At 39.9% G+C, this 17415-nt stretch carries 17 protein-coding genes and 1 pseudogene; 2 read left to right on the top strand and 16 right to left on the bottom strand.

From position 1 onward, the window contains the following. Nucleotides 1-46 precede the first annotated feature (46 nt). Nucleotides 47-886, bottom strand: a complete 840-nt coding sequence (gene dat / locus NSQ41_RS06545; protein ID WP_339199491.1) for a D-amino-acid transaminase — start codon at nt 884-886, stop codon at nt 47-49. A 198-nt stretch (nt 887-1084) separates the two neighbouring features. Here dat and NSQ41_RS06540 point away from each other — a divergent pair, with 198 nt between their 5' ends. Next, nucleotides 1085-1450, top strand: coding sequence for a DUF4395 domain-containing protein (locus tag NSQ41_RS06540; protein ID WP_339199488.1), 366 nt, complete (start codon nt 1085-1087; stop codon nt 1448-1450). A gap of 63 nt (nt 1451-1513) precedes the next feature. Here the strand turns inward: NSQ41_RS06540 and NSQ41_RS06535 are convergent, their stop codons facing one another. Genes NSQ41_RS06535 through NSQ41_RS06520 form a run of 4 tightly spaced genes read right to left on the bottom strand, consistent with a single transcriptional unit; the run spans nt 1514 to nt 5252 of the window. Next, complete coding sequence (locus tag NSQ41_RS06535) at nt 1514-2020, bottom strand: sigma-70 family RNA polymerase sigma factor (RefSeq protein WP_339199485.1); 507 nt, start codon at nt 2018-2020, stop codon at nt 1514-1516. Nucleotides 2021-2037: 17 nt separating this feature from the next. Continuing rightward, nucleotides 2038-3996 carry a DUF6449 domain-containing protein gene (locus NSQ41_RS06530; protein WP_339199482.1) on the bottom strand — a complete coding sequence of 653 codons (1959 nt, stop codon included), beginning with the start codon at nt 3994-3996 and terminating at the stop codon, nt 2038-2040. After that, nucleotides 3971-4870 (bottom strand): ATP-binding cassette domain-containing protein, encoded by a 900-nt coding sequence (locus tag NSQ41_RS06525; protein ID WP_063389421.1) that lies wholly within the window; start codon nt 4868-4870, stop codon nt 3971-3973. Before NSQ41_RS06525 ends, NSQ41_RS06530 begins: the two co-directional genes overlap by 26 nt. Further along, the gene (locus NSQ41_RS06520) at nt 4863-5252 is read right to left on the bottom strand and encodes a GntR family transcriptional regulator (RefSeq protein WP_063389422.1); all 390 of its coding nucleotides are present in this window, start codon (nt 5250-5252) and stop codon (nt 4863-4865) included. The genes NSQ41_RS06525 and NSQ41_RS06520 overlap by 8 nt, the downstream gene beginning before the upstream one ends. A gap of 832 nt (nt 5253-6084) precedes the next feature. Between NSQ41_RS06520 and NSQ41_RS06515 the strand changes: the two are divergent. Next, nucleotides 6085-6312, top strand: a pseudogene (locus tag NSQ41_RS06515) (hypothetical protein); the annotation flags it as partial. Nucleotides 6313-6772: 460 nt separating this feature from the next. Here NSQ41_RS06515 and NSQ41_RS06510 read toward each other — a convergent pair. The 11 genes from NSQ41_RS06510 to NSQ41_RS06460 form a co-directional block, all read right to left on the bottom strand. After that, on the bottom strand, nt 6773-8551 hold the full coding sequence (locus tag NSQ41_RS06510; protein WP_066251041.1) for an adenine deaminase C-terminal domain-containing protein: 1779 nt from the start codon (nt 8549-8551) through the stop codon (nt 6773-6775). A gap of 143 nt (nt 8552-8694) precedes the next feature. Further along, on the bottom strand, nt 8695-10263 hold the full coding sequence (locus NSQ41_RS06505; RefSeq protein WP_339211263.1) for a long-chain-fatty-acid--CoA ligase: 1569 nt from the start codon (nt 10261-10263) through the stop codon (nt 8695-8697). 35 nt (nt 10264-10298) lie between these two features. Further along, complete coding sequence (locus NSQ41_RS06500) at nt 10299-10748, bottom strand: thioesterase family protein (RefSeq protein WP_063389426.1); 450 nt, start codon at nt 10746-10748, stop codon at nt 10299-10301. 33 nt (nt 10749-10781) lie between these two features. Next, complete coding sequence (locus tag NSQ41_RS06495; protein ID WP_339199476.1) at nt 10782-12365, bottom strand: benzoate-CoA ligase family protein; 1584 nt, start codon at nt 12363-12365, stop codon at nt 10782-10784. A gap of 109 nt (nt 12366-12474) precedes the next feature. Further along, nucleotides 12475-13275, bottom strand: coding sequence for an enoyl-CoA hydratase/isomerase family protein (locus NSQ41_RS06490; RefSeq protein ID WP_339199473.1), 801 nt, complete (start codon nt 13273-13275; stop codon nt 12475-12477). Nucleotides 13276-13292: 17 nt separating this feature from the next. Continuing rightward, on the bottom strand, nt 13293-14078 hold the full coding sequence (locus tag NSQ41_RS06485) for an enoyl-CoA hydratase-related protein (protein ID WP_066251031.1): 786 nt from the start codon (nt 14076-14078) through the stop codon (nt 13293-13295). Nucleotides 14079-14087: 9 nt separating this feature from the next. Continuing rightward, nucleotides 14088-14723, bottom strand: a complete 636-nt coding sequence (locus tag NSQ41_RS06480; protein WP_066251115.1) for a Phenylacetic acid catabolic protein — start codon at nt 14721-14723, stop codon at nt 14088-14090. A 5-nt stretch (nt 14724-14728) separates the two neighbouring features. Continuing rightward, on the bottom strand, nt 14729-14959 hold the full coding sequence (locus NSQ41_RS06475) for a hypothetical protein (RefSeq protein WP_063388948.1): 231 nt from the start codon (nt 14957-14959) through the stop codon (nt 14729-14731). Next, nucleotides 14956-15282: a metal-sulfur cluster assembly factor gene (locus NSQ41_RS06470; protein WP_066251029.1), complete on the bottom strand. Its 327-nt coding sequence runs from the start codon at nt 15280-15282 to the stop codon at nt 14956-14958. Before NSQ41_RS06470 ends, NSQ41_RS06475 begins: the two co-directional genes overlap by 4 nt. Further along, the gene (locus NSQ41_RS06465; RefSeq protein WP_066251026.1) at nt 15282-16217 is read right to left on the bottom strand and encodes a Phenylacetic acid catabolic protein; all 936 of its coding nucleotides are present in this window, start codon (nt 16215-16217) and stop codon (nt 15282-15284) included. The genes NSQ41_RS06470 and NSQ41_RS06465 overlap by 1 nt, the downstream gene beginning before the upstream one ends. Before the next feature lie 207 nt (nt 16218-16424). Next, nucleotides 16425-17399, bottom strand: a complete 975-nt coding sequence (locus NSQ41_RS06460) for an MBL fold metallo-hydrolase (RefSeq protein WP_311067109.1) — start codon at nt 17397-17399, stop codon at nt 16425-16427. Nucleotides 17400-17415: the final 16 nt, after the last annotated feature.

Below are 17415 nucleotides of genomic sequence, written 5' to 3'. Positions count from 1 at the left end.
CCTGGCAGGAAAGATTTCTTGCAGGCTTATACGATCAATAGGCTCGTTATTCGTTTGCGATGTTTTCTTGGAATTTTTGATAAAGTGTTGTCGCGATCTCACCCGGTTTTCCCGTGCCAATTTTTTGCCCGTCTACGGTCACGATTGGTAAAATTTCAGAAGTTGTGCTCGTAATGAAGACTTCATCGCTTTCAAGTACATCCTCTTTCGTAAACTTTTCTTCTACTAATGTTAAACCTTCTGTTTCAATGATCGATTTTACCGCCATTCTTGTAATTCCTGACAATATATGCTTTGATAGCGGCGTCGTATAAATTGTTCCGTTTTTGACGATGAATACGTTGGAGCTCGATCCTTCCGTCACATATTCATCACGGACTAAAATCGCTTCATAGCTTCCTTTTTCATGGGCGGTTTGTTTAGCTAAAATATTCGGCAATAAGTTAAGCGATTTAATATAGCAATTGGCCCACCGCTCATCGTCATGGAATATAGCAGAAACGCCGTTCTCCCGCAAATGACGGGGCAATTGCTTTGCAGGTCTTACGGTCATCGTTGTTGAAACAGAAACATCTGGAAACAAATGATTTCGAACGGCCACTCCGCGCGTAATTTGCAAATAGACGTCGCAATCTGTTAATGCTGATTTTTCAATTGCTTCTTTTATCAGCTGTTCATATTGCTCCAATGTTTGATCGAGTTTTAATTTAATCGCTTCAGCACTTGTCTGTAACCGCTCTAAATGCTCGCGCAGCATAAACGGCTTTTTGTTATAAACGCGGATCACCTCATACACTCCGTCTCCAAACTGGTGTCCTCTTTCATCAATCGGGATCACCGGTTCATTGAGGTCAACAAAGCGACCATTTACATAACCGATTGACATTTTCATATCCCCCTAATTTCCATAATATCTACCAACCATTGTAACATAATTATATGAATGGAGGCTTGATCAAAATCAAAAAAGATGCAATGCCTGCACATTTATGATATAAATATCATAAAACATATATGGAAAGGTGGGATTTCCATGGACGGCATCCCTCGTCCTCTAGTTTGAACGAATCAATGGACAATTGTTTTGTCTGTTTTGATCACTTGGATCACAAACGAGCCGCTTTTTCTTCTTATTCCGCTTATTGCTGGTTTGATTGGACTTATTTTTGGCGTCAATCCGATTATGGCGGCCGCTAAAACGTTTTTGCGAAAACCGCATTCGTCCTATCATTTAGAAGATAGATCTGATCAGCAATTCAATCAAATCATTGCCTGCACTTGCTTGCTGCTAGCATTTATCGGATTTTCTTTTCATATTGATGTTTTAGGATATATTTTTTCGATTTTAGTTTTTTCAGCGGCTTTCATTGCGATTTTAGGATTTTGCATCGGCTGCTTTATCCGGTTCCAATGGAAACAGTATCAATATCGAAAAGCGAAAAATTCATAAGCTTCTCCCCTGATTTTAAAAATCTGGGAAAAGACGTAAAAAAGGGGCAAGAGCACCCGAACTTTACATCGCATCTTTCAGCGACACTTTCAGCGTGCGTCTTGCCCTGTGAAGCCTAGTTTTAACTGTTCCTTTCGAAAGCTTTAGCTGTTGAGCTAGTTCCTGTTCTTTTAAATCATAATACAATTTCAATTCTAAAATTTCACGGTATTTCGGTTTTAGTTTCCGAATTTCTTGAGAAATGGTCTCTTTCAGCCATTCATATTCTGCTGTTTGTTCCACATTGCCCCCTTGACTGATCAATAATTCGTCTAGGGGGCACGGCGTTTTCTGTTCCTTCCGAAGAAAATCAATCGCAGTTCTCGCTGCTACTGTACTGAGCCAACCAGAGATTTTTTCCATATCCTCAATTTGTTCAGCCTTTTGATAAAATTTCAAAAATGTTTCCTGCAATACGTCTTCTGCCAAATGTACATCTTTCGTTATGGAAAAAGCAATCCGGTACACTTTTTTATAAAACATACAATAGATGTCTTGAAAGCTCTCTTGAGCGGATATTATATCATTCATAATTCTCCAATCCTTTTTTATTTTTTTGCCTGTTTCTTGATCGATTCAGCTATTTCTGGATGAACAAAGCTGCCAACCTCATAATTTCCATTTTTATAAACAATGAACATAATATTTTTTCCTGAAGTCGATTCTGTTTCATCTTGCAAGCATTGCTCAATCAACTGTTTATCTACAATTTTGACCGTTTGCGGATCTTGTTCAATTTCTTTCAGCATATTTTTATAATCCAAATCGTGATTGATGTTATTCTCCGTTATGAGTACATATTGGACATCATCAGCTGTCACTCTTGCGTTTTTAACCGTTCCGTTATTCTTCATCCACTCATCGAACTCTTTAAAGCTTTTTTTCCATGGAATGAATAATTGCTTATTATTTTTTAAAGTGATTTCAATTTCTCCCCAGTCTTTTCTTTCATCGATCATATCTTCATATGTAAGATTCGCGATGTCATTTTTTAATGCTTTTAATGCTTTTGCAAGTTGATCAGAATTATTGGCAATATCCACTTTTTCAACATAGTAGTTTGAATAGTTAGAATGAAATACTATTTGTTCAACATCTTGATCGTTTACGTCTAGAACTTCATAGTTTGCTTTTTTATATTCCTTCGATTCATAAATCTCCTTCAAATATCGTTCGAACGATTTCCGATCAACTTCATATTGGCGGATCGATTTGCTTCCATTTTTTAAATAATAGACGATAAACAACGATTCAGGTTCGGAAACATCTTTGGATCTATTTTCGGCAACGATTTCTGTATGCAGCTTTTGAATTGCTTCGATTATTTCCGGTTCCTGGTAGATAAACTTTTTAATCATCTCGTCCTCGTAATACCAATAATTGCTGAAAAATACCGATTGTATTTCTGCAACTCTCGGAACCTTTTTCTCATATCCTCCCGCACCAGAACCGGTCAAAATGAATACAAGTATCACTGTAATAGAATAAATAAACAATCCTTTGAAATTAGGCTTGATTCGCCACGTCTGCTGCAAGATCATTTCAGCTATAAAATAACCGATGAGTGTACCAACTACATATCCGGTACAAATCCATAATAAGCTTCCGCTATAGTCAATAATGCCAAAATACATCCCACCGAGCAGCATCGTACAAAAAGTGGCGCCATATTTAAAAACTGGTTTAAGCTTCCAGTAAATAACGGCTTGTGACACATATTCGACTGGCCGCCGTGTGTACAGAAGCAAGGAAATACAGCAAAACAAGGCTGCTAGCAATAAATAAACGGCGATTTCCCACCAAGAGAAAGGCTGGAATTCGAGAGAAATCAGCCTCGTAAGCGGTGAAAAAAATTCGATCCAAAGATTATTATTCAAATAATAGCCGCTCGGAAATCCAAACAAAATGTATTGCAAATTGTACACTATAAGTTGATAAACCCCGAAAGGAAACAATAAAATAATCAATGTCAATACAGCTTGAATCGTGCTAATTCCTGTCAGCATGGCAGAGAAGGTGCCGATAGAAAACAATAATAACGTATATGCTAAATAAGTACAAAACCATCTAACAAGGTTCAAATCACGAAAATAACTCGACAAATCAAACACCTGTATTAAAACGGCCAATATTAGAGAAGTAATCATGACAGGTACGATTAAAAACACAACACCCGTCAGCCAATGATGCCAAAAAAGCATTTTCCGATTTATCGGAAGACTATGAAGAAAATCGCTGGATTGCTTTACATGCAGGAACCGAAACAAAAAAATGGACATAAGCACAGGTATCACGATTAACATGAGTAATTGAAGTTCTTGTGCAATGGAAAACAAACTTTCATATATGTTCTCTTCATTATAATTCTCTCTCCCGGAAAACAACACCGCAATTTCCATCGGTACTGATAGAATTAGACCGATCAAAAACGTAAGTCCTACCCAACCGACAGAACGGAAATTTTGAATTAACAGCTCTTTTTTAAATAAGGATGTTTTCGATTGCATATCCTTTTTCCCCCATTTCATAAATAAAAATTTCCTCCAATGTAAGCGGGAGCAAATCGAATAAAAGAGGCTTAAAGCTTTTTATATAGCTGGAAAATTCATCAGCATTTCCTTTTACAATGAATAAATGCACGCTGCCTCTTTGTTCCTGATAGACAATTTGAAGCTGCTGCAGCATTTCCGAAGGAACGCTTCCTTGAAAGGCAATTTGCACTTTGTGTATATTCGACTTTAGGTCATCCAAATTCCGTTTTATTAGCAGTTCACCTTTATGCAAAATGCCGATATGGTCGCTTATATCCTCTACTTCCTGCAAGTTGTGGGAAGAGACGATCACAGTCATTTCTCTCGCTGCCACATCTTGGATGATTATATTTTTCATTTTTTTCCTCATGACCGGATCTAAACCGTCAAACGGCTCGTCTAAAATGAGCAGTTCAGGCATTGCGGAAAAAGCGAGCCAAAATGCCACTTGACGCTGAACTCCTTTTGACAGGCGATAAATTTTTTGCTTAAGATCTAGATCAAATACATCCTGCAATGTTTGAAATCGTTCTCTGCTGAAGGATGGATATATGTTTTCATAAAAATTCGCCATCTGTTTGATCGTATAATGAGGGAAAAAATAAGGAATATCTGTAAGGAATATGAATCTTTGCTTAATGTCTTCATTTTCAAATACAGGTTTTTTATCAATTAAAATGTCTCCCCTATCTTGTTTATACAAACCTGCGATCAGCTTCAACAGCGTCGTTTTTCCAGCGCCGTTTGAACCTAGAAGCCCGAAGATGGATCCTTTTTCAATTTGTAAATCGATGTTAGATAACACAGTCGCATTTTGAAATGTTTTATATACCTTTTTGACTTCAATCATCTCTTTTTCCCCCTTGATGATCTTTGATAATTTCCTCCATGATCTGCAGGAGCTCATCAGATTGCATCCCTAAAAATAATGCTTGTTGTGCTAATTTTTGCAAATTTTCTTTAACCATTTTCAGCTCTTCCTGATTAGATGCCTCAATCTTCTCCGAAACAAAATTTCCTTTTCCCTGAATCGAGTAAATATATCCGATCCTCTCCAGCTCACGGTAAGCTTTTTGAATTGTATTTGGATTCACCGTCAATTGCTGTGCAAGCACTCTGACGGAGGGAAGTTGTTCTCCCCCTTTCAGCACTCCGCTTACAATCATCTCTTTTATTTGATCGACAAGCTGTTCATAGATCGGTTTTCGGCTTCGAAAATCTATATCAAGCATTTTCCCGCAGCCCCCACATCTGTATTAACTGTATTATAATTCTTAATACAGATAAATCATACTTTATTATGAAAAAAATGACAATACTTTCTGGAAAAATTTTTTTGCGTCAAAAAAGCACAGCTTTTTACGCTGTGAAAGACTGTTGTCCTTTTTCAAAGTTTGATTTATATGATTGTGCTATTTAAAACAGTGAGTACATCTCTTCTAAACTATTTTCTGTCTGTTTGTAACTGGCAGATGTTCAAAACTTTTATTTGTTCGCCAACCAATGGACAGACGATGAGAAGCACCGCCTTCAACCGAAAAATTGGATTATAGTTTTCAAGCTTTTCCCAGGAAATTTTTTCTTTTGAAACGAACCGTAAGATAATGATGAACTGAGTTTTCCGCATCTGCTATTTTTTAAACGATTCTTCCTGCCGATTTTCAAATGTTGGAACAAACGATAAGTACATCTTTTCCAAACTGTACCGACATTCCCAGAATGTTTCTTGTCCATTTTCGTCCATCCAGCCTGCTTCCCGATTGATTAAAGTGCACCAGAAAAGGAGTTTACTATATAAAAAAACAAATAGTAGGAGATTCAGCATGTATTTATCCTTGTTGCTCTCAAATGAGGCTTCAACAATGTGAAACCCGAAAAAAACATATTAAGATTAGTAGCACAGACCACGACCAATGTCTGTGCTGCTATTTTTTTAGTAGAAGTGGAGAAAAGGTCGTGACAGCCTAAAGAACGATAGGTTCGCATTGAAATAACTGGCCTACTTCACGGACCTTATAAGATCAGGTTTAATATGTTGAATCCATGAGATCGTGGATAAGAAAAAGGAATCGTTAACGCCAACGACGCATTGGAAACAATCATTTTGTAGAATATTACGACAAATTAAAAACGCAACCTTATAACAAATGTCATAAAGTTGCGTCCATCGCTTGTGTGAATAAGTTATTGAAGTGTCTCTTCCATCTTAATACACACATTTTAACGTACAATTACGAAATCGCATCAGCAACTTCGCAATTGTTCAGGAAAAATATAACATATTTGATCTAGTGAAAAAAACAAAAATCGTTAGATCTATTAGGCATGCGTAAATTTATTTAGGAGGAAGGGGTACCACTGCCTCCTAAATAAATCCACTGAAACAAATAGTTACGAAAAACTCTTGACTAATTGTAAGAAGGGGCTCTCCGTTGAGTTCCTAAAATGAAGGATTTTGGAGAAATACTGCTGTGAAGGACAAAAATAATCGAATAAAATTTGTAAATGGCCTTCATAGAGGCAATGAGGTCCAACAAGAAGCAATTGTATATGCTGAAAAACTTTTGAAGAACCGAATTCAGAAAGAGAGCATAAGAAAAGTCCTTCATAAGACTTCTGAAGGATATAAACAAGATTGGAAAAATGGCCTGTCCGATAAGTTCCTAAAATGAAGGGGCTTCAAAAAGTCAGTTAACTCTGACTTTTTGGGCTGCCCCCCTGGAGGAAACGGCTCAGCTCTCTTTTTCTAGTTTTACTTCGCGATTTGATCTTTTATTGGTTCCGCTTTAAGCAGCATTTCATTTTTCTTAACATCATACAAACCAAATGGAATAAGACGAAGACCGGGCAAGAAATCACAAGTTAAAAACAATAGCGTATATAAAATGTCATGGAATGGGAATCCTCTTTGCTGCACGGCTGCTAACAGCTCATCATGATATCGAACAGCTTGATCAAATGATGAATCGTCCGTCATCATGCCGGTAAATGGAAGAGGTATTTCAACCACAATGTCCTCGCCATCAACAATGACGATTCCTCCTCCTAGTTCATGCACTCTTTTAGCCGCCTGGGCCATCGCTTTTGGATTTCTTCCGATCACAAGCAATTCTGTTGTAGTATTGTAAGTTGACGCCATCCCATCTAGATGAACGGCAAATCGTTCTAATATCGCTTTCGACACCCACTTTCCGTTCCGGTCAATTAACGATGCATACAATAAGCCTTCTTCACCGGAAATATCTGCGAATCCCTCTGCTTCTGGAAGCTTAACATCTTTTCGCTGCGTAATGACATTGCTTTTAAAATAAGCGACCGGAACAGTTTGTTCAGTACTTGAATATGGGTAACGGTACAAGTTTAAATCGTCCAAAAGTTGCTTCGAAAACGCAAATGGCTCCCGGACAACATATTGATTCCAATTTAGTTTTGGTGTCGACACAAGCAAATTTCCTTGCTCGGCTACGACTTCACCTCTTGAAATGACGATATCCGGCCGAAAATATTTCAAATCTGGAAGAAGTAAAATGTCTGCCAATTTTCCTGGAGCAATCCCGCCGATATAATCATCTAATCGCAAATAAACGGCTGCATTGATCGTAGCCATTTGCAACGCGTTTATGACCGGCACTCCTAATTCTACAGCTCTTCTGATCAATCCATCGACAAAGCCTTCTTTTTCGATAAACCCAGGGTGTGGACCGTCGGTTGTCATCGTAATTCGATGTGTACTGACTTTCCCTTCTGTAATCATTTTTATAACTTCAGGGAAATCAGGGCGAAGCGAGCTGTTGCGTAAAGTCGTCCACATTCCCAACCGCAGCCTGTCCAGCGCCTCTTTTGCCGTTATTGCTTCATGACAAGCGCTGACTCCGCTCGCAGCAATGGAAATCAATTTTTCATATGAACAGCCCGCTGTATGACCGTCCACGACTTTCCCTTTCTGTTTTGCCACTTCAATTGTATCAAGCAAAAAGGAATCAGCCTGATACAAAAGCGGCCATCTTGTGACCTCCGCTGTTCCGACAACTTCTTCTAATTCTAAAAGCTCTTGGACATCCTTTTGATTAAACCATTCCCTTTCTCCTTTGAAATTCGCTTGCGAGACAAGCCGGACAAGCCAAAGAAAATTGCCCGGAAGGTCTTTCAAGTCTTTGACCATTTTTTTAAATCCAGCAGCTCCCATATGCAAATAAAAAAACAAATTGTCATTTACCGTTGTCGTTGTTCCAAGGGGAAGAACTTTCCTAGTCATACTAACAGGATTGTAGATGACCCACGGATGTGCATGCGGTTCAATAAAACCTGGTGAAACATACATCCCTTCTGCATCAATAATTTTTGTATGTTCATCGGAAAGGACATCCCGTTCGCCGACATATGCAATGGAGTCTTGATAAACAGCGACATTTTGCTTCAACAATTCTCCTGAATAGACGTTGATCACCGTACCATTTTTGATAATTAAATCTGCGGGCCTCCGTCCTTGAGCCACTTCAATTAATTCCGATCTTGACGCTTTTTGTCTCAACAGTTTCACTCCTACTCTTTTAAAAAATGTTATGAAGAAGCCGTAGGTCATCAATCGGATGTCAAATTTTCCAGAAGGTTGATTAACTTTATGATGAAGGAAGATCAAACATATGTCTACCGTTTGATCTTCCTTGCATGAAATTATCGCAATTCTGTTTGCAAATCTTCTTTTAATTTTTGCTGAAGTTCTACTTTTTTAATTTTTCCGCTCGGCGTCATCGGCAGCTCATCGACAAAAACAACTTTATCCGGTATTTTGTAGTCAGCAATTTTTCCTTTTAAATAATTTTTCATCGATTCTTCCGTTTCCAAAGCTCCGTCTTTTAATTTTACCGCCGCACATGAAATCTCTCCTAAAACAGTGTCAGGCAGCCCGATAATGGCTACTTCTACTACATTCGGATGCTTATAAAGAATTTCTTCAATTTCTCGAGGATAAATGTTGTAGCCGCCGCGGATGATCATTTCCTTCTTCCGTCCAACGATGCGGACATAACCTTGTTCATCAAGCGTCACTAAGTCACCTGTATAAAGCCAGCCATCTTGATCAATGGCTTCTTTCGTTTTTTCAGGCATGTTAAAGTAGCCTTTCATGACATTTAACCCGCGCACAGCAAGTTCGCCAATTTCTCCAGTCGGTAAAGTTTGGCGATTCACATCAACAACTTTAATTTCAACTCCTGGAATCGTTCTGCCGACCGTTTCTGAACGAATGATGTCACTGTCTGTAAAGCTTGTAATTGTCACAACTGGAGATGTTTCCGTTTGACCATAGGAAATAGTTATATTGCATCCCATCTCATTTCTAATTTTTTTCACGACTTCGACAGGGCATGGTGCTGCCGCAATAATACCTGTTCTTAACGAAGATAAGTCATAGGATTTGAATTGAGGGTGATTTAATTCCAATATAAACATTGTCGGAACTCCATGGTGTATCGTAATCTTTTCTTGTTCAATCATTTTTAATACAGCTTCCGCTTTAAATTGCTCCATAAACACCATTTTGGCACAGGCAGTCACAGCTGCCAGTATGCTTGGAACCATGCCAAACACGTGAAAGACAGGAACGACCACTAAAAATACGTCATTTTCGTCGCATTGAAGCGCCTCCACTGTACATGCGGCATTATGGACAAAATTTAAATGCGTGAGCATGGCACCTTTCGGAAGTCCTGTTGTTCCTGAAGTATATAAAATGGAAAACACATCTTCTTTCGGATCGATGGACACTTCCGGCGGCAGCTTCGACTGTCCTATTTTCAGCAAATCTTCAAAGGAATGGTGACCATCTTCTTGAAACCGCACCGTAAACACCATTTCCAAAGCGCTTTCATTACTTTCCATTAAAGATTTTACCGTATGGAAATGGCCATGCTCTTCTACCACAAAAATTGCTTTTGCACCAGAATTGGCCACTATATAAGACAATTCTTCAACACGATATCGCGTATTGCATGGAACTAATATGGCGCCTATTTTTGCAATTGCAAAATATATGGCAAGAAACTCATGCCAGTTCGGCAGGCATGCAATGATGCGGTCTCCTTTCCCTATACCGAGCTGGTGGAAAGCGGAGGCGATGGAATCGGACATTTGTTTGATATCTTTGTAAGTTAAACGTTTATAGCCATCGTAAATGAATTCTTTATCAGGATAGCGCTTATATGCTTTTTCAAACACATCATGAATGGATACGTTAAGATCCACGCTACTCTCCTCCATTACATTTTTTCAATGTTCATTTATGCGCTGAGCCATGGATTGATCTGAGCCTGTTCACCAAACCCGTCTTCTTGAAGCAATTTTTTCACCTCTTCAGGTATGGGCACTGCAAATTTTTTTCCGTTTTCTTCTTTCACCCACCCCCTGAGCTCATATCCGTGCCCGGTTCTTGTATCTTCACGATATACTTCATGCTTCAGTTTTATTGTTTTCCGGTTCACTTCCATTACTTCTGTTTTAATAGTGATAATGTCGTCATAATATAACGGCTGCTCAAACGTACAGCGGACATCAAGCAGCGGAAGAATGATGCTGTATTCTTTGATGAGTTTAGCCGGAGCAAGGCCGATACTTCTAAAAAATTGATGCCCTGCAATATCAAACCATTTAAAATAATTCGGATAGTATACAATGCCGGCTGCATCCGTATCTCCAAAGTTCACCCTGAGCTGAAATTCGTTTCTTTTCAAATGTACGTACTCCTTTCAATGCTATGTCTTAAACTATTGAGCTGAATTCGATTTTAATAATTCCCGAAGTTTAAAACGCTGAATTTTTCCTGTTGCTGTTTTCGGAAGTTCGTCAATAAATTCTATAATTCGCGGGTATTTGTAGTGGGCCAGCTGCTGCTTCACGAAGTTTTTTAATTCATCTTCCATTTCTTTGGAGGGCGTTCTATCTTTCAAAACAACATATGCTTTTGGAATGACAAGATTATTTTCATTTTGCACGCTGACAACTGCAGCTTCCAGTACATTTTCATGTTGAAGAAGGCAATTTTCGACTTCTACAGGCGATACCCAAATCCCGCCAACCTTCAGCATATCGTCGGAGCGCCCGCAATACCAAAAATATCCTTCTTCGTCTTTATAATATTTGTCACCTGTATGAAGCCAATCTCCGACGAATTTTTTCTTGTTTTGCTCATGAAGGTTCCAATATCCATGTGCGATGCTGTCTCCGCGAATCAACAAATCTCCCATTTCATTTGGAGGCAATTCCCTGCCCATTTCGTCGACAATTTTTGCTTCATAACCAGGAACGACTTTTCCGGAGCTTCCTTCCTTTACATCTCCAATCCGATTGGATAAAAATATGTGGAGAGCCTCTGTTGAACCAATTCCGTCTAAAATATCGACATTGTACATTTCTTTCCATTTGCGGTAAAATGCTTTCGGAAGCGCTTCTCCAGCCGATACACAAACTCTGAGCGAGCTCAAATCGAATTGTTTTCCCGTTCGCGACACATAATCAATCATCGCTCCATATAAAGTCGGAACCCCAAAGAAAATGGTCGGTTTGTACGTTTCAATCGCCTGAAACATTGCTTCCGGAGTTGCGCGTTCTTTCACTAATACAGTTGAAGCTCCTGCTCCTAAAGGAAAGTACATTCCTCCGCCAAGGCCATAGGCGAAAAACAGTTTAGATGCGGACAAGCATCGGTCTTCTTCACTTATATGCAATATTTTTTTCGCATATGTGCTGAAAGCATATTCCATATCATGCTGCAAATGGATGACGCCCTTTGGATTACCGGTGCTTCCGGAGCTGAACAGCCAAAAGGCTTGATCATCCTTGTTCGTCATGGCTGCATCAAGCTTTTTGCTTGCCCTATTCATCAGTTGGAGGAAATTTAAATGTGTGCCTGATTGTTCGCTTTCACTGTCCGGAATGATAATGATATCCTTCAAAAAGCAAAACCGTTCTTTGTAAACTTCAATCTTTTCCCAAATATCTTCATGGATGATTAAGCCCTTTGCCCGGCTGTTGTTTAAAAAATATTCATAATCGGATGGCTTCATCATGGTGTTGACCGGAATGGGGACAGCACCAATTTTTATGGCGCCAAAAAATGAATAAATAAATTCGGGTGTATCGTGGCAAACCATTAAAAGGCGGTCTTCCAATTTATAACCGAGCTCACGGAGCATGTTGCCTGTCTGATTGACTTTCTCCTGCAATTCATTATAGTGTATGCGCTCATCGCGATAACAAATGGCTATTTTATCGCCCAAACCTTTCTCTACACTTTCATCAATGAACCGCACTGCCGCATTGTAAAGCAAACCTAATCCGCGGAGATCCATTTTTTCACCATCCTATATATCAATTTTTTGAATAGATGAAGCGGCATTGAAGCCGCCTGAAGAAGATATATATTCAGGAGGCTTCACAATATATATGAAAAGCTAACGTTTATATCCCTTTCCAATTTGGTTTTCTCTTTTCTAAAAATGCGCTTAATCCTTCTTTTGCATCCTCTGAGCGGAACAACAAGTTTTGCAGCTCTCCTTCGTAGCGGATGGCCACGTTCAATGGCATTTCCTTTCCGTTCATGATCGACAGCTTGATGTTTGAAACCGCATAGCTTGCGCTTTCAGCTATCTTTCTCGCATACTCGAGCGTCCGCTCTCTCGTTTCCGCCTGCGGGAACACTTTGTTGACGAGACCAATGTCCAGCGCTTCCTGCGGTGCCAGCGTTTCCCCAGTTATGTTCATATCCAGCGCTCTCGAATACCCGATCAACCGCGCGAGCCGCTGCGTTCCTCCCGTTCCAGCCAGCACCCCAAGCGATACTTCCGGCAAGCCGATTTTTCCTGCTTCATCTCCCATGAATCGCAGATCGCAGCCTAGCGCCATTTCCAATCCTCCGCCGACTGTATGCCCTTCCAAACAGGCGATATATACTTGCGGCGAACGGGCGATTTTATCCAGCGTTTCATTACAGAACAGGCAAAACTGTGTTTTATAGCGCGGATCCGCTGCTTTTAAGAAGTTGATATCCGCTCCTGCCGAGAAAAATTTCGGCACATCGCTCATCAGCACGACCACTTTTATGTTTGGATCGAAGCGAAGCTCATCGATCGCTGCGTTGAATTCTTGGTAAAACTCCAGCCCATAGGCATTCGTTTTATTGATGTGAAGATGGATTTCCGCCACTCCGCTGTTTTTGACCACCGTTAAATTTTTGTTAGCAGTTGTTTCAACTGTCATCATTATTCTCCTTCCATTGTTCATTTATTATTTGAAAAATCAGGTTTGCGTTTTTCTTGAAAAGCCGCCAATCCTTCTAAACGATCCGGATGATAAATCGTTTTTTGATAACAATCCCATTCCGCTATCAGACCCTTTTCCATTAGTTCTCGAGCAAAACTGTCGACAGCCTGCTTCGCTAAACGGACAGAATGAATTGAATTTTCCGAGATTTTTTCCGCTATGTTAAGCGCTTTCAATTCAGCCTCGCCAGCTTCACAAATATACTCGACAAGTCCTATTTCATAAGCTTTTTCGCCATTTATTTTTTCAGCTGTAAAAATAAGCTGCTTGGCCCTGCCGATTCCTACTAATTGCGCCAGCCGTTGAGTGCCGCCGGCTCCCGGGATTATTCCCCAAGAAACTTCCGTCAACCCGATGAGCGCCCCTTTTTCCATGACACGAATGTCACAGGCAAGAGCAAGTTCACATCCCCCTCCAAGAGCCAATCCTTTTACAGCCGCAATCGTCGGCATTGGCAAAGATGAGATATTTGTAAATGTTTTCCTGAGCAATGCGACATATTCTTCCACTTCTCGTTCGCTCATGGACTGCCTTTCTTTTAAATCCGCCCCTGCACAAAACGCTTTGCTTTCACCTCCCGTAAAAATAACTGCGCTTACATTCGAATGATCTTTTATCGTGTTTATCGCATAAGAAAGATCTTTTACTAAAAATTTGCTTAATGCGTTGGCACGTTTTGCGTTATTTAATTGAATGATAGCCACTTTGTTTTGAATTTCTAAAAGAACGCCTGATTCTGACATGAGCATCACTCACTTTGCTTGAACAAGCTGTTCCGCATTTAATTGCTGCAGCCGTTTTTCAAATTTTTCCGTGAACGAAGGAGTTTCCGGGAAATAACCTTCCTTTTTCAATTCTTCACTTTTTTCAACTTTTGCAAGCCAAGCCTTTGCTTCCTCTGCCGCCTCCCTTAATGCTTCTTGAAATCTGTAGGGGACAGCTCCTTGATCAAGAAGAAGTTGTTTTGCCCAATTTTCTGCATAGATGATATGATCGTGTTGTTCGCGGACAAGCTTTTGAATCCGTGAAGCAACCTTGGAATGACTTGTTTTTAACACCGTTTGAAAGACGATATCGATTGCGGCATTGATTGCATATAGCGAAGCAATGAGAGAAATCCAGTTTTGAACGTTTACAGCTGTTTGAAAAGCTTTTCCTGTTTGTGCTTGAATGTCAGGCTTCTTGCCTTTTACCCCTTTTAAATCAAAACACCAATTGTACAAAAGTCTTGCATGCCCCAGTTCTCCTTGAGCCATAGCTATAGCAGACAAGGTCGCTTCCAAATTCGGACCGCTTACACCAACTTCCACTAAACGGTCGCCAAGCACATATTTGTTATCCGCTATTGTCTCCAGCAATTCAATCAAAGAATGCGTTCCTTGTTCCATTACGCTCACAATGCTTCAGCTCCTTTCTCTGAAAATAGCCAATCAGGTTTTTTCACCCAATTCAGCTTGTTTCGTTCCACGACAACCATTTCGGTCCAATCCTCTTCGTCGTACGTAAACGTTGCATACACTTTTGCCAGCTCGCTGTTTTCTGCTTCTACCGTGCCTATATGCATTAAGTTGTCTCCCCGATTAATGCGGGCAAAAATATCATAGGTTATTTTTTCTGCGATCATTTTGCACTTACACCCCAATACTTTAATTTTTCCCTTCCCTCTGGGCTAAGACGGTCGACCGTCCATGGAGGATCCCATACGACATTTATGTGTACTTCCTTTACTTCTTCTTCTGCAAGAAGCCGATTTTTTATATCGCTTTCAATCCATTCCATGCAGGCGCAGGAAACGGCTGTGTATGTCATCGTCACATGCACTTCCCCGTCATTCATTTGAATGTCGTAAATGAGCCCCATATCGACAACGCTTATTGGGAATTCAGGATCCATCACCTCTTTCAGCGCCTCCCAATATTTTTTCGTATCCACAGCTTGTTTTTGCATCATACCACCTCTTTTCTCAGCTGTTCTAATTCTTTTGCCCCTTTTTGAATTCTTCCTACAAACCTTTCATTTTGCGGCCCTCTTTGTTTAAATCGTTTAATGACGTTTTCCCATGTGTCCGGCTGGTCGAACAGCCATTTTTTATTGACTGGATCAAATTTACAAGGGAATGGGACATCGAGCACATATTTTCCTTGTTCTTCATCATAATGAGCTGGAACTTTTACTCCAATTGATTCACAGAATGGAACTGCTGTCGACAGCCATTTTTGACGGAGCTCATCGTTTGTTCTTCCTTTTAAGCGGTATTCAAGCTGTGCGGATCTGGATTTTAAACGGTCTTCTACACCAAAAAATTCAAGCGCCATTAAAAACATCCAATCAACCGCTTTTTGAACTTCCTCTTGCAATTTCGGATCATTCATGGCTGTTCTCATAATGATTTCACCATTTCTAAGATGGAACAATTCTTCTTTATCAACTTTCACTAATGCGCGTTTCCATGGCCCGTAAGATGTATGCTCAAACGCATCCCCAAGCAGTGTGTAGCCGGCGCGGTCAAAGAACGCATTAAACACTCCAAGCTCAATCCAATTTGACAGTTCAAAGTCAAAGGCATAAGGGTTTTTCCATTTATTTGGGGCTCGATTGTACAATAATTCGTCTGTATCTTCGCCCAAATCTTTCAGTAGCCTGAAAGCAATATGTGCATGACCGATTTCATCCTGCATAATGGCGAGTGCTGTAATTTTGTTATTTAAAGTGGGCGCTTGATCATAAACAGTAAGGAGCGGCGGCACACTTAACAATTCTGTATCTCCGACAATAATCAACGTCTGTTTTAATGCCTTTAAATATTCCTCATTCATGTCACCGACGCCTTCAACAATAAAACCGTTTTGAATTTTTTCTTTTAAAAGGGCTGCCTGATCCATTTTTTCACCTCTTTTATATTACGTTTTTATTTATTTCGTCTGTTTAACATAATATTATTTTACAAACGCCTCTTTTGTCAAGAAAAAATAGAAAAATCAAATTTTTTTGTTAATTTAAAAAATAAAAGGTTTTTCTCCTTTCTTTCGTTCTTGTCGTTTTTACGACCGCAAAAAAAAGCGCATAGCTTTTTGCTATGCACTTATCCATTATTTATTTTGTTTATAAAAGGCAATATCGTTACGATTCTCTTTTTTAATTTGCCCTGTGAAAACTAAATACTCCAAGTGCGACAAAGTTTCTGCGATCGCAAACCGCCATTGATGCGAATTCAAGCTTTTGTGCTGGAATAAATCTTGGGCAATGTCATAGGCGGTACGGCCATCCTTCGCAAGTCGAAATATTTGATCCAAGCGCTTTTGATGATGCTGGATGATTTCTGATATTCTGTCGTCAACTCGTTCGATCAATGCCCCATGGGCAGGAAGCGCCAGGTCTACCTTCAATTGCTGTATTTTTTCAAGCGAAGATATGTAGTTTCCAAGCGGATTTTTGCTTGAACCGGGCCATATGCTAATGTTCGGAGTAATTTTATCCAAAATATGATCGGCTGCAAGCAGCAGTCTTTCTTCTCTTTGATAAAAGCAAATGTGTCCATCACTGTGACCAGGTGTCGGTATAACTTCCCATTTTCTTTCGCCTAGAATGACCTCGTCATCCTCTAGAATCGTCAATTCCGGAAACGTTACATGCTTTGCCAAACTTCTCATACTTTCTTCAATTTCATCCGCAAGATCTTCCGGTGTACCGTTTTTTCTGCACATTTCACCAATTTGCTCCGCCTGGCTGCTGTTTTTTCCCCAAACACGCTGCGCCATGGCAAAATCTTCTTTGCTTATATAAGCTTTTGCCCCTGTTCTTTCCTGCATCCACCCTGCCAACCCGAAGTGATCAGGATGAAAATGAGTGAAATAAATCGAATGAATCTGTTCATAACGAACATTCATTTGTTTCAATACTTGCTTCCAAGCTTCAATCGCTTCGGTATTATGAAATCCTGCATCAACAAGGCTCCATCCGTCTGCATCGCGCACCATATAACAATAGATGTATTTCATCGGAAAAGGGATTGGAACCGGAATGCGATATATATTTTTCCCGATTTGTTCAATATTGACCACCATTATGCACCTACTTGCT

The organism is Aeribacillus sp. FSL K6-8210 (assembly GCF_037963925.1).
Classification (GTDB): Bacteria; Bacillota; Bacilli; order Bacillales; family Aeribacillaceae; genus Aeribacillus; species Aeribacillus composti.
This window is presented reverse-complemented; position numbering and strand designations above follow the sequence as displayed.